Below are 21,687 nucleotides of genomic sequence, written 5' to 3'. Positions count from 1 at the left end.
GACAGTGCAACTTCTTGTTGTCAAATTTAATTTCGAATAAAAAAAAAGATATATGAATAAAGTATTAGTTGTGTTATTTGCTGCAACATTAGCGTCATGCACAGGGGCAAAAGGACAGACGGAAGAAACGAAGTCTTCGAGACCGAATATTATTATCGTGATGACGGATGATATGGGGTACTCTGATGTTGGTTTTAACGGCTCTAAGGATATTACCACTCCAGAAATTGATCAATTAGCAAAAGAAGGAACAATTTTTACCTCGGCGTATGTTGCACATCCATTTTGTGGCCCTAGTAGAGCCGGATTGTTAGCGGGTAAGTATCCACATGAATTTGGTTCTCAGTTTAACCTGCCTGCAAACAGTGAGAGAACTGTAGGAACTGGAATTCCGTTATCAGAGAAATTTATTAGTAGCGTTTTGAAAGATTCAGGATATCATACTGGAATCATAGGAAAGTGGCATCTTGGCGCTGTTCCTGGATACGAACCACAAAATAGAGGTTTTGATGAGTTTTTTGGTTTCTTAGGAGGAGGTCATGATTATTTTCCAAATGAGTACCAACCTAAATATGAGAATTTAGTGAAGGCAGGCAATAAAAATATTTTCGAATATTTATTTCCTTTGCTTCGAAATGGGAAAGAAACGAAAGAAACAGAATACATAACTGATGCGTTTTCTCATGATGCCGTTAGATTTGTAAAAGATGCATCTAAAAAAGAAACGCCATTTTTTCTTTATTTAGCCTACAATGCTCCGCATACTCCGTTGCAAGCTAAAGCGGAAGATTTAGAGAAATTCAAGGATATTAAAGATAAAAACAGACGCACCTTTGCTGCCATGGTATATGCCGTTGATAGAGGTGTGGGAGAATTAGTAAAAGCTTTGAAGGAGACGAATCAATTTGATAATACCTTAATTGTTTTCTTGAGTGATAATGGCGGTAGAGTAGATCATGGGGCTAATAACTACCCGCTTCAAGGTGCTAAAGGGGATACTTATGAAGGAGGGTTTAGAGTTCCAATGTTTTTCCATTGGCCTAATCATGTTCCAGCAGGAAAGCATTTTGACTACCCAGTTTCATCTTTAGATTTCTATCCTACTTTTGCTGGTTTAGCACATGCTGCTATTCCAAAAGAAAAACAACTAGATGGAAAAGACATTTGGAACGATGTTATTACAGTAAATAATCCTAGAAAAGGACAAATGATATTTGCTATGCGTCACCGTTCAGGTTTCTCAGATGTAGGGGTTAGACTAGACCAATGGAAAGCTACAAAAGCCTATAACGGTACTTGGAAATTGTACAATATTAATGAGGATATAAGTGAAAAGAATGACATAAGTAAGCAACATCCTGAGCAACTAAAAATTATGGTAGCTGGAGCTAAAAAATGGAGTGAAGGTCACGAAGAGCCATTGTGGTTTGATCCAGTAGAATTAAAGCAAGTTTGGAAAGACAAAAACATGGCTCAGTTTCCTAATACATTTAAAATTGATTAATTGAAGTTTGAAATAATTAGTGAATAGACTTGATTTAATTATCAGGCTCTAAAATTTGATTATAGTTTGTTTAAATAGTTTGGTTCTAAAAGAGAGAAAAATTACTTACCGTAATATTTTCTCTCTTTTTTTTTCTTTATGATGTAGCGGTAGCACTTATTTAAAAGCAGTTTTTAACTAGCGGGCTTTTAACTATGTTATGTTATTGTTATTTTGTATGCAATGCTAAGTTGTTGATTGTAAATTAGTTATTGTTTATATTATCGAATGTCTTTAGCTAATTTATTCAGAAAGACATTTTATTTACCCTTAGAAACATCCTGCGGAAATAATATTTGAACTTTTACATCATCGGAAATAAATGTGAATATTGTAAAATATATTAGGAAATTTTATTCAGATGCAAATTATAATAAGGGTTGATTACGGTATTCGTAAGTTTACCGTTTCTCAGATCGTTAATCAGTTCGAAAATGATCGAATTTGCATCTTAAATTGATTTTTTTCTAAATATTTTAAAAAGGAAGCAAATTATGACGAGCTATTTGTGATTTCTAAATGCTTAAACACTAACAATTTTAAACTAAGGCCTAATGAAGAAAACCAATACTAAATTAACCAAATCAAGTACTTCACTAAAACTACCTTCGCCTCTAAAGGTCTCAACAAAATTTATGGTGGTGGCTTGCATGGGAACGATGCTTTCGATTAATGCGAACGCGCTAAATTTATCTAATCGTAGTTTTACACATAAAACGATAGACAATTTGACATCTACACATGATAGTACAATGTCTTGGAATACTACGTCATTATTTCCAAGTAATGTAAAACAGCAAACTCAAGTTACAGGAGTTGTTAAAGACGAGGCTGGTTTTCCTATTCCTGGAGTCAATGTCTTAGTTAAAGGTAGTACAAATGGAACCACGACTGATATTGACGGAAATTATACGCTTACAGTTTCAAGCGATGCAAAAATTCTAATTTTCTCCTACTTAGGTCTGAAAACAGTTGAAATAGCTATAACTCAAAGTGGTGTTGTAAATGCTACTTTAAAAAGTGACGCTGCCGCACTAGATGAGGTAGTTGTAGTGGGATATGGCACAGTAAGAAAATCTGACGTTACTGGATCTTTAACTTCTGTAAGCACTGAGGATATTAACAAAACTCAAAACACATCTATAGCACAAGCAATTCAAGGTCGAGCGGCAGGTGTTACTGTTTCTAAAGGTTCTGGTGGACCTGGTGCCACTCCCACAGTACGTATTAGAGGAGTAGGCACAGTTAACAATGCTGATCCATTGTATGTTGTAGATGGTGTGCCAATTACTGATATTTCAAGTGTAAACATGGCTGACGCAAAATCAGTTGAGGTATTAAAGGACGCATCTGCTACTGCTATTTACGGTTCTCGTGGAGCTAATGGTGTTGTTTTAATCACTACAAACAGCGGTAAAAAAGGAAAAACAATTATTAGTTACAAGACATTTACTAGTTCAGAAAAACGTATTGATAATTTAGATGTATTAAATTCTGAGCAATGGGCTACACTTTATAATGAAGCAAATGTAAATGATGGTCGTGCTGCCGATCCTTTCTTAGCCGATCCATCTTCTTTACCAAATTATAACTGGAAGGATGCTGTTTATAGAACAGGAACATTACAAAGTCACCAACTTGCCGCTTCAGGTGGGTCAGATAAATCTACGTTCTATGTTGGTTTTGGGTACATCAATCAAACTGGAGTTGTTGAAGAGTCTAGTTATAAAAGGACTAATTTTAGAGTAAACAATACCTATCAAATAACACCAAAAATAAAATTAGGAAACAACATACAGTATTCAGTTTCAAATACAAATTCGGTTCCCTCATACGGAGTCAACTCTAATGCTAAGGCTGCATTTAGCGGATTTTTTATCGATCCAGTAACACCATTTTTTAATGAAGATGGTAGCTATGCACTACCTAAATATGCCGCACAGCCTATTAACCCTTTTGGTTTAACAAAATATGGCGTCACTCCTGAGAAAAAGGAGAGCTTTTTAGGAAGCGTCTATATAGATGTTGATATTATAAAAGATTTGTCTTTTAAATCTAATTTTGGATTACAAGTAAATAATACTTCATCAGATAACTTTCAACCAGCTTATTATGTATCGCCTATGTTTAGTTCGCCTGTGAGTACATACAATTTAAGTAGGGCAGAGCGACGTTCTATTGTCTTATCCAATACTTTAAATTACAATAAGAAAATAAACAATAAGCACTATTTCACCGCTTTATTAGGACAAGAGATTCAAAACTCGAGTAATAATAATATAAATGCAAGTAGAAATTCAATACCTACAAGTGTGGGACAACCTACCATTAATGCAGGAGACGTGTCTTCTTCAACAAATGGTGGTACAAGAGCTGAGTCTAAGTTGCTTTCTTTCTTTGGGCGATTAAACTACAACTTTGATGATAGGTATATCTTAACAGGTACTTATCGTGTTGATGGTTCTTCCCGTTTTGGATCTAACAATAGATGGGCAAAATTTCCATCCTTGGCAGCGGCATGGAACCTACATAAGGAAAACTTTTTTAAGGTAGATGCAATTAGTCAGTTTAAAGTTCGTGCTGGTTGGGGAGAAACGGGAAATCAAAATATTCCTAACTCAGCAGTGTACAATACATTAAATGTGGGTACAAATTCAATTTTTGGTAAAGATGAGTTAACCGCTTTAGGGATTGCGCCATTAACGCCAGGAAACGCTAATTTAAAATGGGAAACTACGATTACTACTAACATTGGTATCGATATGGGATTCTTTAAAAATGCCATTACCGTTACTGCAGATTATTTTATTAAAAATACTTCGGATATGTTATTGGCTAGTCCAATATTATTTACCTCTGGTTATGCTAATAGTCCGTATACAAATGCTGGGAATATCGAAAACAAAGGTTTGGAATTAAGTTTAAATTACAAAAAGACAATCAAAGACTTTTCTTTTAATGTGGGGGGTAATATCTCTTTTATTCGTAACAAAGTAACAGCTTTAGCCTCAGAAGGAAGTATTATTTTAACAGGAGACGGGAATAATTTTTATAATATTTCTCGTACTGAGGTGGGGCATTCTTTAGCTTCGTTTTACGGATACCAAATGCTGGGTATTTTTCAAAACCAAGACGAAATAGATTCTAGTGCTTCACTATTAAATACACAACCCGGTGATGTAAAATATCAAGACGTTGATGGTGATGGAGAAATTACAGATAATGACCGTAAATATATAGGGTCGCCATTTCCTAAGTTTACCTATGGACTAAATTTAGATTTGGCATACAAGCAATTTGATTTCACTGCTTTCTTTCAAGGTAGCCAAGGAAATAAAATTTATAACACAACAGATTATTGGTTAGAAGGGGATTTGGCTTCAAATTCAAGTACTACTGTACTAGGTAGATGGACCGCTGAAGGAACTTCTAATTCAGTACCTAGATCCACATTTACAAATGCGGGAATTAATAATCTACAATCGAGTCGTTTTGTAAAAGACGGATCTTATTTAAGATTGAAAAATGTGCAGTTAGGTTACACCCTAAACAAGTCTGTTTTAGATGCTATCAACTTGCAAAACTTAAGGGTTTATGTTGCGGCACAAAATCTATTGACTTTTACAAAATATGATGGAGTAGATCCTGAATTAGGAGTGGATAGTTCACAAGATAGTCCTTTAGATCTTGGTATTGATAGAGGTAGATACCCATCAGTGCGATCATTATCCCTAGGTTTAGATATTAATTTTTAATACATAAAAACGATGTATACACACAATATAATAAAAAAGAGCGTAACCTATTCTGGCTTGCTACTAGCAACATTGTTCTTATCATGCAGCAAAGATTATCTAGACGTTGAATCTTTTGGAACGCCAGAAGTAGAGAATTTTTATAAAACTCCTGCAGATGCAGAGCAAGCACTAAATGCTGCTTACTCACCTATGCGCGAAATTTATGGGAAAGAAAACTTTTGGGCTGTGATGGGAACAGATATAATTCAAGGCGATATAGGAACCGATGACTTTATTAAAGGAGGGAATCGACTAAATGACAATGTACCTTTATTTGAAAAAGAAAGTTATACTATTTCGACAACAAATATTGCCATAGAGCAAACTTGGCAAACTAATTACAAAGGAATTTTATATGCTAATTTAATTATCAATAAAGTGGCTGCCATAGATTTTGAAGATGCAGACCGTAAGAAAGAATTAATAGCTGAAGCTCATTTTTTAAGAGCATACTATTACTTTGATTTAGTAAATTCTTTTGGCGGTGTACCCTTGATTGATAAATTACAAGAAGCTGGTGATTACGATATTCCAAGATCAACTACAGAGGAGACCTATCTTTTTATAGAAAATGATTTAAAAATGGCGCTAGCTGATCTACCATCTAGGTTTAGTAAACCTAGCTCATACCTAGGACATGCTGATAAAGGTGCTGCACTGGGCTTGATGATGCGCGTATCCCTATATCAAAACAAGATGGAACAGGTTAAATTATATGGCGAGCAACTATTTACCATGCCGTACAAGTTAGTAAATTTAGCTACTGTTTTTCAGCAAGAAGGGGAGTGGAGTAGTGAGTCTATTTACGAAATCAATTTTGCTACTAATGCAAGTATATTGGGTACAGGTATTACGCAACGCATTTCTCCTAGGTCTAAGCGAGGTGGAGGCTTTATGCAAGCTACGGATGATTTACTAAACGAGTTTGAGGCAAATGACCCTAGAAAGGCAACAACATTTTATAAACTTAATGAACCGTCTGCATACGGCACCGGTTGGTATATACGTAAATACTCATGGGATCCTTACAGTAATTACCCAAAACCTACTATCGGAGGAACTAACAATAGTGCAAATAATATACGTGTAATGCGTTTGTCAGATGCTTACTTAATGTATGCTGAAGCAATTTATAAAACTGATCCTTCTACAGCAGTAGGTTATGTAAATAAGGTTCGTCAGCGCGCCAGAGGTACAATGGCTGCTACTATTGTTCCAGATCTACCTACTACATTAACAGGAACCGCAATGCGTGACGCGATTTATCATGAGAGGAGGGTAGAACTAGCGGGAGAAGGTTACCGTTACCATGATTTGATACGTACAGGAAGAATAGAATCGATTCTTGTACCTCGTGGTTTTATCATTGGTAAACATGAAGTAATGCCTATTCCTTACTCACAAGTTACCCTATCTAAAGGAATCTTAGTGCAAAATAATTATTAATGTAAGTAGCAATTGCTTTGTCTCTATATTGATTTATACTACTGATTGAAAATAGGTATTAAACCCATATATGTGTTGAAATACTGATCGAATGATCTCACAACAAATAACAAAATTATGAAGAAATCAGTTTTGCTACTAATGTTAGTAAGCAGCGCGCTAGGAATGGCTCAAACACGTTTGACAGATAATGAAAATAGATTTTATACTGATACATTCAATAAAAAAGAAGTTGAGGTACAACTCACAGGTCAAAATAGTGAAAATGACAGTGATTTATTGAATGCCAAAATTACATCCTTATCAAATGCGGGTGGTGGTACAATCCACATTAGAAAAGGATTATACTATTTAATTGACATTTTATTAAAGTCAAATATTCATCTTAAAATTGATAAAGAGGTAGTACTGCAACCTTATTTTTCTCCTAATAGTAAGAAGGTAAGTAGTACAATTTTTGAAGTTGGTAAGCAATTTAAGGTCGAAAATGTAGCCATTACAAATGCTGATGAGGATAATGAGGATAAGAGCACTTGGTTCTCTGCAGTATTTCCTAAAGGAGACTATCGTATGAAAATAATAACAGCATGTAATGTTCGAAATTTCAAATTTTCAGGTTTTAAGATAAAAGATTCTTATACACCTTTCTCGAGTATTGCTTTAAACTTACCAGATTCAAAAGATCGTAATGAGGTTGCGACAGGCGGAATAGTTAAAGACATCTTGTTAGTTGATAGTCATGTAGGTTATGGAGTAATTCAAATTCAGGCTGCAAAAACTGTTCTGTGTAAAAATTTAGAAGGTATAGGTGGTGTTACTATGCGTGTAGAAACAGGAAGTGGAGAAACAGGAACAGCAAACATTATGACTGTAGATGACATTGTGGGACGTAACATTAAAGTAAAAAATGGAGATGCTGCTTTAAACCTTTCTCCTCATAGAGTAAATCAAGGTCGAGTGGATGCCGAAGGAATTTTTGCCGTTAATTCTAGCTTTGCAGTTCAAATAGCAGCTGGCTTTAAGGATAAAAAATTAGGTGGTGTAGACAACATGGGTACGTTTGATCATAATTCATACATAGGAAATATCAAAGCAACTGGTGGTATAGGAGCTCAGGTAAAAGCAAAGGATTTTATGTATTTCAATTGTGATGAGCAAAAAGAAATGATTGCTAAAAAACAAAATCCAGACAATGAGAGTACTCCAGGTCGCTCAATAAGTGTTATAAGGACTAATGCAACAGCATCAAGCGGCTGTAAAAACGGTAAAGATGGTGGCTGCTATGAGGTGCATATTGGAAACATAGAAAGAACTAATACCAACTTTGTAATGACAGAAGATTATACCTTCAAGAATATGGGAAATACTGATTGTAATGTGGCGATACCGGGCATGAAAGCAAAACACGGTAAAGAGAAATCTAAGGTGGGCTCTAAGAAAAAGTAAACTACAATAACAAACTTTACACCTAAGTAGGTAATGTAATTGATGTACTATTTCCTGTAAATGAAACCATCCAATTTAATAGTGTGCTATGAAAAAATCTATAAAAATATTATCCATTTGCATTCCTGCCTTAATAATGATTGTCTTTCTCTCTAGCTATGTAGAAAGAAGCGGAAACAATGTGAGAGAAAAAGAACAAAGGCCTAACATTATTCTATTTGTTGCTGATGATCACGGTGTTGATGCACTTGGTTCTTATGGTAATCCCGTTATTAAAACACCCAATTTAGATAAGTTAGCGGCTGAGGGAACTCGATTTACAAATGCGTATTGTACAAGTGCTAGTTGTGCTGCCAGTCGCTCTGTGCTACTTACAGGGAAATATGGTCATGCTACTGGCTCATACGGTCATGTTCACGATTACCATCATTTTAGCACTTACGACAGTATTAAGTCACTACCTATTTTATTAGAAAAAGCGGGTTATTTAACAGCAAGAATAGGCAAGTACCATGTGGCTCCAGAAACAGTTTACCATTTTCAAACAGTGCTCGAAGCTAATCCTAGAAGCACTTTTGAAATGGCCGAAAAATGTGAAAGTGTTTTAAATTCAGATAAGCCCTTCTTTCTATATTTCTGTACTGATGATCCACATCGTGGAGGCCCATTTAAACCTGCTGATTGGAAAACACCTAACAATTTTGGTAACAAACCAGAAGGTTATCCTGGCGTAAAAACGATTGTCTACGATCCTAAAGATGTTCTAGTGCCAGATTTCATGCCAGATACCCAGCAAAGTAGAGAGGAAATCGCTCAATATTATCAAAGTATTTCTAGAATTGATCAAGGCTTTGGTAAGTTGATGGAGATGTTAAAAAAATCAGGAAAGGATAAAAACACGATTGTTATTTATATATCAGATAATGGTATGGCCTTTCCAGGAGCCAAAACTACGGTGTATGAGCCGGGAATTAAATTGCCTTGTATCATCAAAGACCCTTTCGAATCAAAAAAAGGTACTGTAAATAATGCCTTGATATCATGGGTCGATATGACGCCTACAATCTTAAATATGGCGGGAGTTCCAATTACTAAAAACGAATTTCAAGGTCGTTCTTTCGAAAAAATAATTGGAGAGGAAAATCCGATAGGTTGGGACGAAATAAATGCATCTCACACCTTTCACGAAATAACCATGTACTACCCAATGCGCGTAGTACGCAAAGGAAATTATAAATTGATTTGGAATATTGCCTATCCATTAGAATACCCTTTTGCTTCTGATCTCTGGGATTCATCAACCTGGCAGGCAGTGTACAGGAATAAAAGTGAATTCTATGGTAAGCGTAAAACGCAAGACTTTTTACACCATCCTCAATTTGAATTATTCGACCTAAAAAATGACCCTAACGAAGTAAATAACTTAGCTACCAATGCAAAGTATGCAACGATTTTAAATGAATTAAAAGTTAAAATAAGGGAATTTCAAACTAAGACAAATGATCCCTGGCTAATAATGTGGGGAGATCACGACAGTAGCCTGCAAGGTTCAGGAACACATCTTTAAATAAGTTAAAAAATGAAGCATATATTGATAAGGATTAACATACTAATTGCGCTGTTTATTTCTATAAGCTCGCTTGCTAAAACTACTATTGAAATCAAGCACCAAGATGGTGATATGACAGAGGTAGTACGTAATGCAATTGAAGGAAATACAGATAAAGAGCTTACGATAGTTTTTGAAAAGGGCAAGTACCTATTCTTAGCTGATTTTGCAGTAAATAACTACAGTTACATCACTAATCACAGTAATGGGTTAAAAAAGATAATCTTTTTATTAGAAGGATATGATTCTGTAGCAATAGAAGGTAATGGATCAGAATTTATTTTTCATGGACAAGTGGCGCCATTTCAAATAAAAAACTGTAAAAAGGTAACAGTAAAAAATCTTAGTATTGACTGGGACATTCCCTTTGTATTTCAATCTAGGGTTGTTGCTGTAAATCAAAAAGAGAGCTATGTAGATGTAAAACCTTTTAGTAAAGGATTTTCATGGAGTGTAGAAAAAGATAGAATCTCATTTCCTAATGTTGATGGGTTTTCTTTTTTTGAAATGGGTAGTACACTGGAGTTTGATTCAAACGAAAAACGAGCTGCAGATGGTGCATTAGATTACTCGCTAGGACCTCGCTGGGTTGAAGTTATGGGAGACAGTATTATAAGAATACATGATCGTTTTAGAAAATATCCTGAAATAGGTAATATTCTAAACTCAAAGGGTGAAGGCGAGCAAAATAGATATGCTCCTGCTTTTCAATATACTAATTCACAAAATATTTTGCTGGAAGGAATTATTGTCCATCATGCTCTTGGTATGGGATTTTTATTCGAAAGATCACAAGATATTGTAATTAAAAAATGTGGTGTTTATGTGCGTGAGGGTGCTGATAGAGTAGTTTCTACAATAGCCGACGCCACACATTTTAGTAACTGCAAAGGAGCTATTTTAATTGAAGATTGCACATTCAAACAAATGCTAGATGATGGAACTAATGTACACGGAACTTATGTAGAAGTCAACAAAATAATCGATAAAAAAACACTTGTTGTAGAATTAAAGCACAAAGAACAAATGGGTTTCGAATTTGCTTCTGCAGGAGATGAGGTTTGGATTATTATGCCACCTAGTCCAGATAGAGCAGCTGTAAATGTAGTTGCAGAGACAAGCATTATCAATGATCGTTTTATCAAAATTAGATTTAAAGAGGCGCTTCCAGTAGGATTGAAAAATGGTGCTATTTTAGAAAATAAAACTTGGAACCCTACATTTACAATGAGAGGTTGCACTATAAAAGATCACCGAGCACGTAACGTGATTATAAAAACACCTTTAAAAATTATTATCGAGAACAACAATTTTTCGTCAATGATGTCTGCTATTCAACTGAGGGGTGAAAGTTTCTTCTGGTATGAGTCAGGTGCGGTCAATGACGTATTAATTCGCAATAACCATTTTACAAACTGCTGCTATGGTGGTGCCGAAGCGGCTATATTATACATCACTCCTAGGTTAGGGAAGGTTTTTGATAGTAAAGCGATCTACGATAAAAACATTCGCTTTGAAAATAATACAATAGAGTCATCTTCTAATAGAGTGGTATGGGCAGATCGAGTGGCAGGATTAACAATTGCTAATAATACTATTATTCAAAAAACAGCTGCGCATAATCTGTATCCCTTAGCGCCTATATTCGAATTTGTAAATTGTAAAGACGTCGAAATAACAAATAACAAGTATGAAGGTGCCAATAAAAACGGTGTCAAAATGGATGTGATCTCAAAGAAAACAGTCACTCAAAATGGAAATGCGGGCTTTTAATAGTCCACTTAATTAATAATATAAATATGCAGCTATGATAAGTAAAAAAAATAATATGATTCGAAATTCCTTCACCTTCTTAGCCACTATCATTTTGTTTTTTGATGGATATGGTCAAAAGAAAGAGCTGGTTGATTTAGTCAATAAAAAGCCCAATATAATCTTTATATACGCAGACGATTTAGGATATGGGGATTTGGGAATCTATGATGCTCAAGGAATTAAAACACCTAATATTGATAAGTTGGCAATTGGAGGTATAAAATTTACAGATGCTTATGCTACATCAGCCACATGTACACCTAGTAGATATGGTTTGCTAACGGGAAGTTACCCCTGGCGCAATGCTAAAGCTAAAATTTTGCCAGGGACAGCACCCTTGTTGATTGATACACTGCAAATGACTATCCCTAAAATGCTACGTGCTAACGGTTATGATACTGGAATTGTAGGTAAGTGGCACTTAGGTTTGGGTACAGGTAACGTAGACTGGAACAAGCACATTAGCCCAGGACCTAATGAGGTAGGTTTTGACTACAGCTTTATTATGGCAGCAACGCAAGATCGAGTGCCCACAGTATACATTCGGAACGGAAATGTTGTTGGTCTTGATCCCAAAGATCCTATTGAAGTAAGTTATAAAACTAATTTTGATGGTGAGCCTACAGCACTTTCTAATCCAGAGATGTTGAAGATGAAGTGGCATCATGGTCACAATCAAAGTATTGTCAACGGTATTCCAAGAATAGGATTCATGAAAGGTGGTGCTAGTGCAAAATGGGTTGATGAAGATATGGCAGATACTTTTCTAGAAGAAGCAAAGAATTATATCAGCAGTCATAAAAAGGCACCTTTCTTTTTGTATTACGCGTTGCAACAACCACACGTGCCTCGTACACCTAGCCCTAGATTTGTAGGGGCATCAGGATTGGGACCTAGAGGTGATGTTATTGTAGAGGCAGACTGGTGTGTAGGACAGCTTATGGAAGAGCTGGAGGCTCAAGGACTATTAGAGAACACCTTGATCGTATTATCAAGTGACAATGGTCCCGTTTTAAATGATGGCTATTACGATGTTGCCGTTGAAAAATTAGGCAACCATAAACCAGCAGGATTGTTAAGAGGTGGTAAGTACAGCTTGTTTGATGGCGGTACTAGAGTTCCGTTTATAACGTATTGGGATGGTACTATTCAAGCTGGGGTGTCTGATGCTGTTGTTTGTCAAGTCGATTTGTTAGCATCACTTGCCAAGCTAGTAGGAAGTAACGAAACGAATTATGGAGACAGTGAAAATCTACTTAATGAATTGGTGGGGAATAGCAAAGTAGGTAGAAAATCACTTGTTCTAGAGGCTAATTCTAAAACTTTAATAAGACAAGGAGATTGGATCATGATACCTCCTTACAAAGGAGCTTCAAAGATTAATACAGAAGTAAATATAGAAATGGGAGCAGATGACGACTACCAATTGTATAATACTAAGGAAGACATTAGCCAAAAAAATAACTTAGCTAAAAAGTTCCCTAAAAAACTGAAAGAGTTAAGAGATAGCTTCGAAAAAATAAGAGGGGTAGATTATGGAAATGTAAGCGAACTAAAACTACAGTAACCACAAATCAGAGGTATAATAGGCAATTCTCTAGAAATGGTTTTCTAGAGAATTGCTATTTCTAGTTTATAGTATTTAATTTTTCATAGTATATTGCCAACAAATAAATGAAAAATTCAATTTTGGTGGTTATATTTACATAATAAACGATTTTAAATCATCATTTCCTCTATGTTTTATAAACTCATAAAATATATATTTTTACTACTGTGCACTTTTAATCTTCTAGCGCAGAGCCAAAAAATATCCTACTCTAAGAATATATCTATTTCAGATGGTCTCGTACACAATGGAGTAACATCTATTCTTGAAGATAGTAAAGGCTATATATGGATTGGGACCTACGATGGTTTAAATCGCTATGACGGCTATGAGTTTGATACTTATAAAAACACAGTTACGGAAGAGCTAATGGTAAATAACCGTGTCAGGTCTCTCGCTGAAGATAAAAAAGGTAACATCTGGATAGGAACAGATGACGGCTTGTCAATTTACAATTATTCGACAGAGAAATTTAAAACTATTTTCACGAGTAAATTATTATCAGAAGGGAAAAATGGTCCTATAGTTAGAAAAATAATTATTGCTCCTGCTCAGGATCTTATTTTATGTGCGACAGAGGGTAGCGGTTTATTAATTTTTAATAGTGATTACAGTTTCAAAACGCGATATATTCCAACTTCTAGAAGTAATGTTACCTTTTACGATGGCTGTTTAGTAGGCAGTAATACCTATATTTTTTCTACGTCTATAGGTTTGATTAGTTTCAATATTTCAACAAATAAATTTGAGAATATTTTAAGTACAGCTATTACTGAAAGTAGGTCAATCATAAAATTTGCTAAGGGTAAATTATTAGTAACTCTTGATAATGGTATTGCCATTGTTAATTATGAGGAGAAAGCAAATTTGCTCTCGTTTAAAATTGTACAAACTGATTTAGAGCAATATCAGTTTGTATGTGCAGCTATTGATCACTTGAACAACTTATGGCTAGGAACTGCTAAGAATGGCTTTCTGAAAATAAATGACAGCAAGTCTTTTTTAAAGAATGAGAAGTATAAAATAACCAACTTCAACCTTGCCGAAAACATGCTGCGGGTAAGCTGCATCGTACCTTTAAAAAACAGTTGTTGGGTGGGGAGCTATAACAAAGGAATTTTTAAGTACAATCTCAATTCTAATCCATTTAAACACTACGATACCAGTTTAGAGCAACCCTATGGATTAACGTCTAATGAAGTATATAGTATCACTGATCTTGATAAAGACAGAGTATATATTTCTACGTTACAAGGAGGTTTGAATTTGTTCAACACACGCTTGGAGCGATTTGAACCACTACCTTTTGCTATTCCAAAAAAGTTAATCAGTAAGATTGGTGCTACTTATGTGGATTCGAAAAAAAACTTGTGGTTTAAAATTTTTGGCGACGGTTTGTATCGGGTAAAAAATAAATCATCAAAATTAGAGAAAATTGCTGCTGTTGATTCTGAGGTTAAAATTGTGGATGCCAAGGGGATCATAACTGAGGATTCCTATGGTAATATTCTCCTAACAACCTCAAAGGAGTGTTATCGAATTATTCTTGACAAGAATGAAGATGTACAAGATGTCGAAAAACTAAGCAAACATGCCTTGTTTTTTAAAAATAAACTTCCTCTTATAAAATGTGTTTATGCTGATCCATTATATAAAAATATTTTATGGGTAGGTACTAATGTTGATGGTTTACTACGCGTGGCATTCGATAAAAGCAAAAAATTACAAAATGCAAGGGTTGACCAATTTAGATATGATGGTAGAAATCCAAGTGCTATATCGAGTAGTTTTGTTACATCAGTATTGCGCTTGCCAGATAATAGTTTGTGGGTGGGTACAGAGCGTGGAGGGATTTGTAAAGTAGAAAATAGTAATAAAACTCCCAAGTTTATCTCCTTTTCTGAAAAAGAAGGATTGTCTAACAATGTCGTTAAAAGTATGGTTTTTGACGGTAGAAAATCACTCTGGATTGGTACAAATAATGGTTTAAATAAGTTTGATATCGATAAACAAAGCTTTCAAAAATTTAATGTGGTTGATGGTTTGCCATTTGAAGATTTCAATTATGGTTTTACTAGAATGGAGAATGGCTTACTGCTGTTTGCCGGGTTTAATGGTTTCTGCTATTTCAATCCTAATGCGCTTCCACATTCTGAGGCACTGCCAAAGTTAGAGCTTGGAGATTTGAAAATTTTCAATAGTATTGTAAAACCTAATGATACAATTAATGGAAGGGTGATCATGAAGTCACGCCTGAGTGAACTGCAGGAATTACTTTTAAAATACCACGAGAATGTCTTTTCTATTGGTGTAACCTCGCTGCATTATTCTTCTCAAAAAAATCATTTTATAAAATATCAATTACTACCAATTAATAAAGATTGGATTGAAATTCCGTCAAGCCAGCGCAATATTTATTTCAATGGTTTACCACCGGGATCCTATACTTTAAAAATAAAAGCATCTAATACTCTAAATGAGTGGACAAAAACCAAAGAGTTGAAAATTACAATCAGCTCCCCTTGGTGGAAGACCTACTGGGCGTATTTGATTTATTTTTTATTGTTATTAGCTGTGGGGTACGTAATACTTTACTATGTTTTAAAAATGCAAAAATTAAAGCATGATCTCGATGTTGAGCAACTTGAAAGTAATATTGGTAAAGAGATTAATGCAGCTAAATTGCTGTTTTTTAGTAATATTTCGCACGAAATCAAAACACCACTTACACTAATCTTAGGTCCCGTAGATTCTTTAAGAAATAGATTCGAAAATAATTCAGAAGTGAGTGATACGCTTCAAATAATCCAGAAGCAAGCTTCAAAGATAGGAGCATTGGTCAATCAGGTTCACGATTTTCAGAAAGCGGATGCTAATCTTTTAAAGATGAATTATTCTTATTTTAATTTTAATCATTTTATTGAAGATTTGGTTTCAGAATATCAGTTTATATCATTGAGTGAAAATAAAAGTCTTGAGATTGTTGCTGCTCCAGCCACTATCTATGTGTACGCTGATAAAGATAAATTAGAGAAAATATTTAATAATATACTTACTAATGCCTTTAAGCATACAAAGGCAAAAGACGCAATACTTGTCAATTATAACATAGTTGATAAAAATTTGAATGTGGCGATATCTGATGAAGGCAGTGGTATTCATAGCGCTGATTTACCACACATTTTTGAAAGATTTTATCACTCAAAAGTTAGTGAAAAAGCCTATTACGGTGGCTCGGGAATTGGCTTGGCTTTTTCGAAACAATTAGTAGAAATGCATTTTGGTTCTATCGATGTTCAAAGTGAATTAGGGAAAGGAACAACAATTTTCTTGCAATTACCTATTGTACATACAGAATATTCATTAAGTCAAATGCAAATCGAAAACGAAGTCTTAGAGTTAGAAAATAATAATATAGAGCCTATCGTTTTAGAGCCTGTTGCAGCAGAGAAATTACATTTTGATTCTTCTTTTTCAGAGGCTAAAATTTTTATCGTAGAAGATAATTTAGATTTACGAAACTATATTTCCGGAATGCTAGAGAAGTATTTAAAAATCGAAGTTTATGTGAACGGTAGAGAATGTCTTGATGCGTTAGAAATTAGCTGGCCTGATCTTATATTGAGTGATGTCTTAATGCCCGAAGTCAATGGTTTCGAACTTTGTAAAAGTGTAAAGTCTAATATTAAAACGAGTCATATTCCGGTTGTTTTACTTACCGCTTGTACAACAATTGATGATCAAGTAAAAGGATTAATTGATGGAGCAGATGCTTACATTGAAAAGCCATTCAATATGCAGCATTTATTAGCAACAATTGAATCAATTTTGCGAAATAGGAAACAATTGCGGGAACGTTTTATGATCGAGTTGCCTCTTACTCTAGAGGTAAATGATAACGCTAATGATCACATTTTTTTAGAAAAATTATATAGTTTAATGGCTGAAAATCTAGATAATCAAGACTTAGATTTAGATCATTTTGCTAAAGATTTATATTTAAATAGAACTCATTTTTATCAAAAAGTTAAATCCCTGACAAACTGTACCCCCTTTGAACTATTGAAAGCTTATCGTCTGAAAAAGGCTTCAGAATTTTTAATGGCCGGCACCTTCTCAGTCAATGAGGTATACATCATGACCGGTTTTAAAAGCCGAACGCATTTTAGTAAACTATTTAAGGAAAAGTACAATTACACCCCTGGAAAATATGCTGCTGAGATTGCAAGTAAATATGCCGAATAATATCAGGATAAATAGACCTCTTTTTATAGTCTCGCAGCTACAGATTTTCAAGAAATGGTTAGTATTTCACATTTTGCAGCACGTTTATTTTGCTGTTGATTTATTAATTAAAATACTTCATCGCTACTTTACAGTAATTTCTGCTTTGAAACTGCAAATAATATGAGCTGCATTTGTAATCAGGCGTTTATATAGCTCTTAAGGTATAAAATTTACTATAGAAGACTAATATTAGACCTGCAAAGACATAGAAATAGAATAATTATTGAATTTTTGTTGTAATGAATCGACAATCTTATCTACATAAATAATGAAAAAAATACTATTAATTGCCTTTGGTTCGCTACTTGCTTTTGGCCAAATTACAATGGCACAGGAAAAGAAAGCTAAAAGACCTAATATCTTATTTGCAATCGCAGATGATGCGGGCTGGAAACATTTCAGTGCCTATGGATGCAAATGGGTGAAAACGCCAGGATTTGATCAAGTGGCCAAAAAAGGAATCTTGTTCAATAATGCCTACACGCCCAACGGAAAATGTGCACCTTCACGTGCTTGTATTATCACAGGTCGCAATAGTTGGCAGTTGGAAGCAGCCGCAAACCATTCTCCAGATTTCCCAACGAAGTTTAAAACCTATGCTGAAGTTTTGGGTGAAAACGGATTTTTTGTTGGATTTACAGGAAAAGGTTGGGGCCCAGGAAACCCTGGAGAAATTAACGGGAAAGAGCGTGAATTAGCTGGACCAGAATACAATGAATTTAAATTGAAACCACCTACTACGGGAATTTCAAATATTGACTACACCAAAAATTTTGATGCTTTCTTAAAAGCGAGACCAAAAGGAGAACCTTTCTGTTTTTGGTATGGCGGTAAGGAGCCACACCGTGGATATGAATTTCGTTCTGGTGCCAAGGTAGGAGGGAAAACAATTGACGAAATCAATGAGGTTCCAACTTTCTGGCCCGATAATGAAGATGTGCGAAATGATATGTTGGATTATGCTTTTGAGGTAGAATATTTTGATAAGCACCTACAAAACATGTTGAATAAGTTGGCAGAAATTGGCGAACTTGAAAATACAATTGTAATCGTAACTTCAGATAACGGAATGCCTTTTCCTCGTGTTAAAGGGCAAGTTTATGAATATTCAAACCACATGCCACTAGCGATTATGTGGCCAAACGGAATTAAAAATCCAGGCCGTGTTGTAGATGATCTAGTGAGTTTTATTGATTTTGCTCCAACTTACTTAGAGTTAGGTGGGATCTCTGAAAAGAAATCAGGAATGGCTAAATTATCAGGGAATAGTCTAACGGATATTTTATTTTCAGATAAAGCAGGAGTAGTAAATAAAAAGCGTGACTACCAGTTGGTAGGGAAAGAACGTCATGATGTGGGAAGGCCAAATGATGAAGGGTATCCTGTACGCGGAATTATCAAGGACGGATTTTTATACTTACACAATTTTAAAATTGACAGATGGCCAGTTGGAAATCCTGAATTAGGATATTTGAACTGTGATTCGAGTCCAACGAAGACAGCGGTTTTAGATTCTAGACGAAAGGATGGAATAATGAAATACTGGGAATTGAACTTTGGTAAGCGTGGTGAAAATGAATTATACGACATAAAAAAAGATCCTTATTGCGTTACAAATCTAGCTTCAAATGCAGATTACTTAAAGTTAATGGCGAATATGAATAAAGAATTAACCAAAAAGTTAATCAAAGAAAATGATTCTAGAATTCTTGGTAACGGAGATGTTTTTGATCATTACCCTTATTTTGGTGCTGGTGTACAGAATTTATATAACAATTATATGAGCGGTAAGCCGTATAAAAAAGCAAGAATCAATCCACAAGATATCGATTTAGACATGATGGATAAAAAGTAAGAAGATGAAGAGTACATACAAACTGGTGGCGTTTCTTCTTTTTATTTTGAGTTATGGAAATGCATTTGCGCAAACAAATAAAGACACAGTAAATATAGTTTTGCTAGCAGGTCAGTCAAATATGGCTGGTGCCGGAGATTATACTTCTTTGGATGAATCGGTTAAAAAGCGTTTGGCCAATGCTGTAGATAGGGTTCAAATAAGCAATGATGGAAAAGGACCAACACCATTATCTTTTTATTTGTCCAAAGGGCATAAAAATAAATATGGTTTTGAAGAAGCTTTTGGACCAGAATTATTGATTGGAATTGTCTTAGCAGAAAAATTTCCAAAAGACAAGTTTTTGTTAGTCAAAACGGCTCAAGGTGGAACTGCTTTGTATGGCGCTTGGAATCCTGATTGGACTGCCGAAAAAGCGGCTCAAGTAGAAGCAGAAGGTTTTAAAAGAGATTTAAAATTGTACGCTAATTTTATTGATGATGTCAAGGAAAATATAAAAAGAATCGAAAGAGAAGGCAAAGTGTATAAAATTATTGGAATGGGGTGGATGCAAGGAGAAAATGATGCTGCCAAAGAAGTTTCGGCTTTGAGTTATGAGACTAATTTGGTCAATCTGATCAACCGTGTTCGTGCTGATTTGAATGTAAAAGACATGCCTTTTGTGCTGGGGCAAATTAATTCACATTACGGAGATTTTTCTGCAGGACCTGCAACGGTACGAGCAGCAGAGTGGAAAGTTTCGGAAATAGTATCGAAAGTAAAGACAATCAAAACTACTGCCGATGCACCTTATAAGGATTATCCTAAACACTCGGATAACGTGCATTACAATGCCGAAGGGCAATATAGATTAGGAACTGCATTTGCAGAAGCATTTTTGCAATTACAGTAAGAGAAATAAAGTAATTAAGAGAAATATTATGAAAAAATCAATCGTTGCCTTAGTATTTTTAATGGCATTACAAACCATTTACGGACAAGAGAAACCCAATGTTGTACTTTTTTTTGTAGATGATTTAGGATGGGCAGATGTGGGGTATCGCAACGCAAAATTCCACACACCCAACATCGATCAATTAAAAAAAGACGGAATGGAGTTTAGTCGTGCTTATATTGCTACGCCTACTTGTAGTCCTAGTAGAGCTTCAATTTTAACAGGTAGAGAACCTGTTCGTTTTCAAATGGTGAGACATATTGATGACGGTAACGGACGTGACTTTGACGAAAAGAGTAATTCAATTAACGCCTATAGCTTATGGCCTAATGATCCTGTGCAAATGCCATCGATTAATATGTTGCCTTTGAATGAAGTCACTTATGCTGAGCGATTGAAAGAATTAGGATACTACAACTTTTTCTTAGGTAAATGGCATTTAGGTGATGCTCGTTATTATCCATCTAAGCAAGGATTTGATGAAGAATATGGCGTTTGCAATTTTGGACATCCAAAAGGATACTACCCACCATTCTTTAAAGATGTGAACCCTTTGGCTAGTTTCGATAACACAGAGGTATACCTCGAAACGGTTTTGGCAGACAAAGCAGTAGATTTTATTTCGAACTATAAAAAAGAAGCCCCTTTTATGTTGTCCTATTTTCATTATGATGTACATGGACCACAAATTGGTAGAAAAGACTGGGTAGAACAATACAAAAAAGAAGGTTTAAAAGGAAAAGATGCCGAATATGCCGCGATGATTTCAGCTGTTGATGAATCGGTGGGAAGGGTTAGAAAGGCATTAATCGAAAAAGGTATTGCAGAGAATACGGTAATTATTTTCACATCAGATCAAGGTGGGTTTTTTAGCAATGCTCCTCTAAGCGGAGGTAAAACAGGTGGGAATACTCTTGGTGAAGGTGGAGCAAGAGTCCCATTTATAATGTACTATCCTGGCGTTACACAAGCAAATACGAATACTGCTATTCCAATTCAGACGATAGATGTTTTCCCAACTTTAGTTAACATCGCTGGAGGGAAGGTGCACAAGGACAAGCAAGTAAACGGTAAAAGTTTACTGCCAATTGTCAAAGGAGAAAAATTTAAAGAAGATAGAAGTTTGTATTTCTTCCGTAGTTATGAGGATCAATATGCTGCCGTTATTGCAGGAGATTGGAAATTAATTAAATACCATACTGGGCTATTTCATTTGTTCAATATCAAAAATGATCAAGCAGAACAACATGATTTGATTGCTATCGAATTAAAACAAGCCGCTAAATTGAAAAAAGATATAGCAAAATGGGAGAAGAAAGCGGTTCCTGCTTACAATAAAAAATAAA

General features: G+C 35.1%; 11 protein-coding genes. All 11 read left to right on the top strand.

The window, feature by feature from the left end; genetic code table 11:
• The first annotated feature begins 52 nt into the window (after window positions 1-52).
• The 11 genes from HNP99_RS06480 (at window position 53) to HNP99_RS06430 (ending at window position 21,686) form a co-directional block, all read left to right on the top strand.
• Complete coding sequence (locus HNP99_RS06480; RefSeq protein WP_173852478.1) at window positions 53-1,504, top strand: sulfatase-like hydrolase/transferase; 1,452 nt, start codon at window positions 53-55, stop codon at window positions 1,502-1,504.
• Between the two features lie 593 nt (window positions 1,505-2,097).
• A complete protein-coding gene (locus HNP99_RS06475) occupies window positions 2,098-5,298 on the top strand; it encodes a SusC/RagA family TonB-linked outer membrane protein (RefSeq protein ID WP_173852476.1) in 3,201 nt (1,066 codons plus the stop codon).
• Between the two features lie 12 nt (window positions 5,299-5,310).
• A complete protein-coding gene (locus tag HNP99_RS06470) occupies window positions 5,311-6,786 on the top strand; it encodes a RagB/SusD family nutrient uptake outer membrane protein (protein ID WP_173852474.1) in 1,476 nt (491 codons plus the stop codon).
• A gap of 117 nt (window positions 6,787-6,903) precedes the next feature.
• Window positions 6,904-8,232, top strand: coding sequence for a hypothetical protein (locus tag HNP99_RS06465; protein ID WP_173837968.1), 1,329 nt, complete (start codon window positions 6,904-6,906; stop codon window positions 8,230-8,232).
• 88 nt (window positions 8,233-8,320) lie between these two features.
• Window positions 8,321-9,799 (top strand): sulfatase family protein, encoded by a 1,479-nt coding sequence (locus HNP99_RS06460; RefSeq protein WP_254596831.1) that lies wholly within the window; start codon window positions 8,321-8,323, stop codon window positions 9,797-9,799.
• Between the two features lie 12 nt (window positions 9,800-9,811).
• On the top strand, window positions 9,812-11,614 hold the full coding sequence (locus HNP99_RS06455) for a right-handed parallel beta-helix repeat-containing protein (protein ID WP_173837969.1): 1,803 nt from the start codon (window positions 9,812-9,814) through the stop codon (window positions 11,612-11,614).
• A 34-nt stretch (window positions 11,615-11,648) separates the two neighbouring features.
• Entirely contained in the window at window positions 11,649-13,223 is a 1,575-nt protein-coding gene (locus HNP99_RS06450; protein WP_254596830.1) for a sulfatase family protein, read from the top strand.
• 171 nt (window positions 13,224-13,394) lie between these two features.
• Window positions 13,395-17,510 carry a hybrid sensor histidine kinase/response regulator transcription factor gene (locus tag HNP99_RS06445; RefSeq protein WP_173852472.1) on the top strand — a complete coding sequence of 1,372 codons (4,116 nt, stop codon included), beginning with the start codon at window positions 13,395-13,397 and terminating at the stop codon, window positions 17,508-17,510.
• 310 nt (window positions 17,511-17,820) lie between these two features.
• Window positions 17,821-19,407 (top strand): sulfatase family protein, encoded by a 1,587-nt coding sequence (locus HNP99_RS06440; RefSeq protein ID WP_173852470.1) that lies wholly within the window; start codon window positions 17,821-17,823, stop codon window positions 19,405-19,407.
• 4 nt (window positions 19,408-19,411) lie between these two features.
• On the top strand, window positions 19,412-20,299 hold the full coding sequence (locus HNP99_RS06435; RefSeq protein ID WP_173852468.1) for a sialate O-acetylesterase: 888 nt from the start codon (window positions 19,412-19,414) through the stop codon (window positions 20,297-20,299).
• Between the two features lie 28 nt (window positions 20,300-20,327).
• A complete protein-coding gene (locus HNP99_RS06430) occupies window positions 20,328-21,686 on the top strand; it encodes a sulfatase (RefSeq protein WP_173852466.1) in 1,359 nt (452 codons plus the stop codon).
• Window position 21,687 lies beyond the last annotated feature (1 nt).

Origin of the sequence: Flavobacterium gelidicaeli (assembly GCF_013294005.1) — a bacterium.
Classification (GTDB): domain Bacteria; phylum Bacteroidota; class Bacteroidia; order Flavobacteriales; family Flavobacteriaceae; genus Flavobacterium.
The sequence above is the reverse complement of the archived record's forward strand: the minus strand, read 5'-3'. Positions and strand labels throughout refer to the sequence as shown.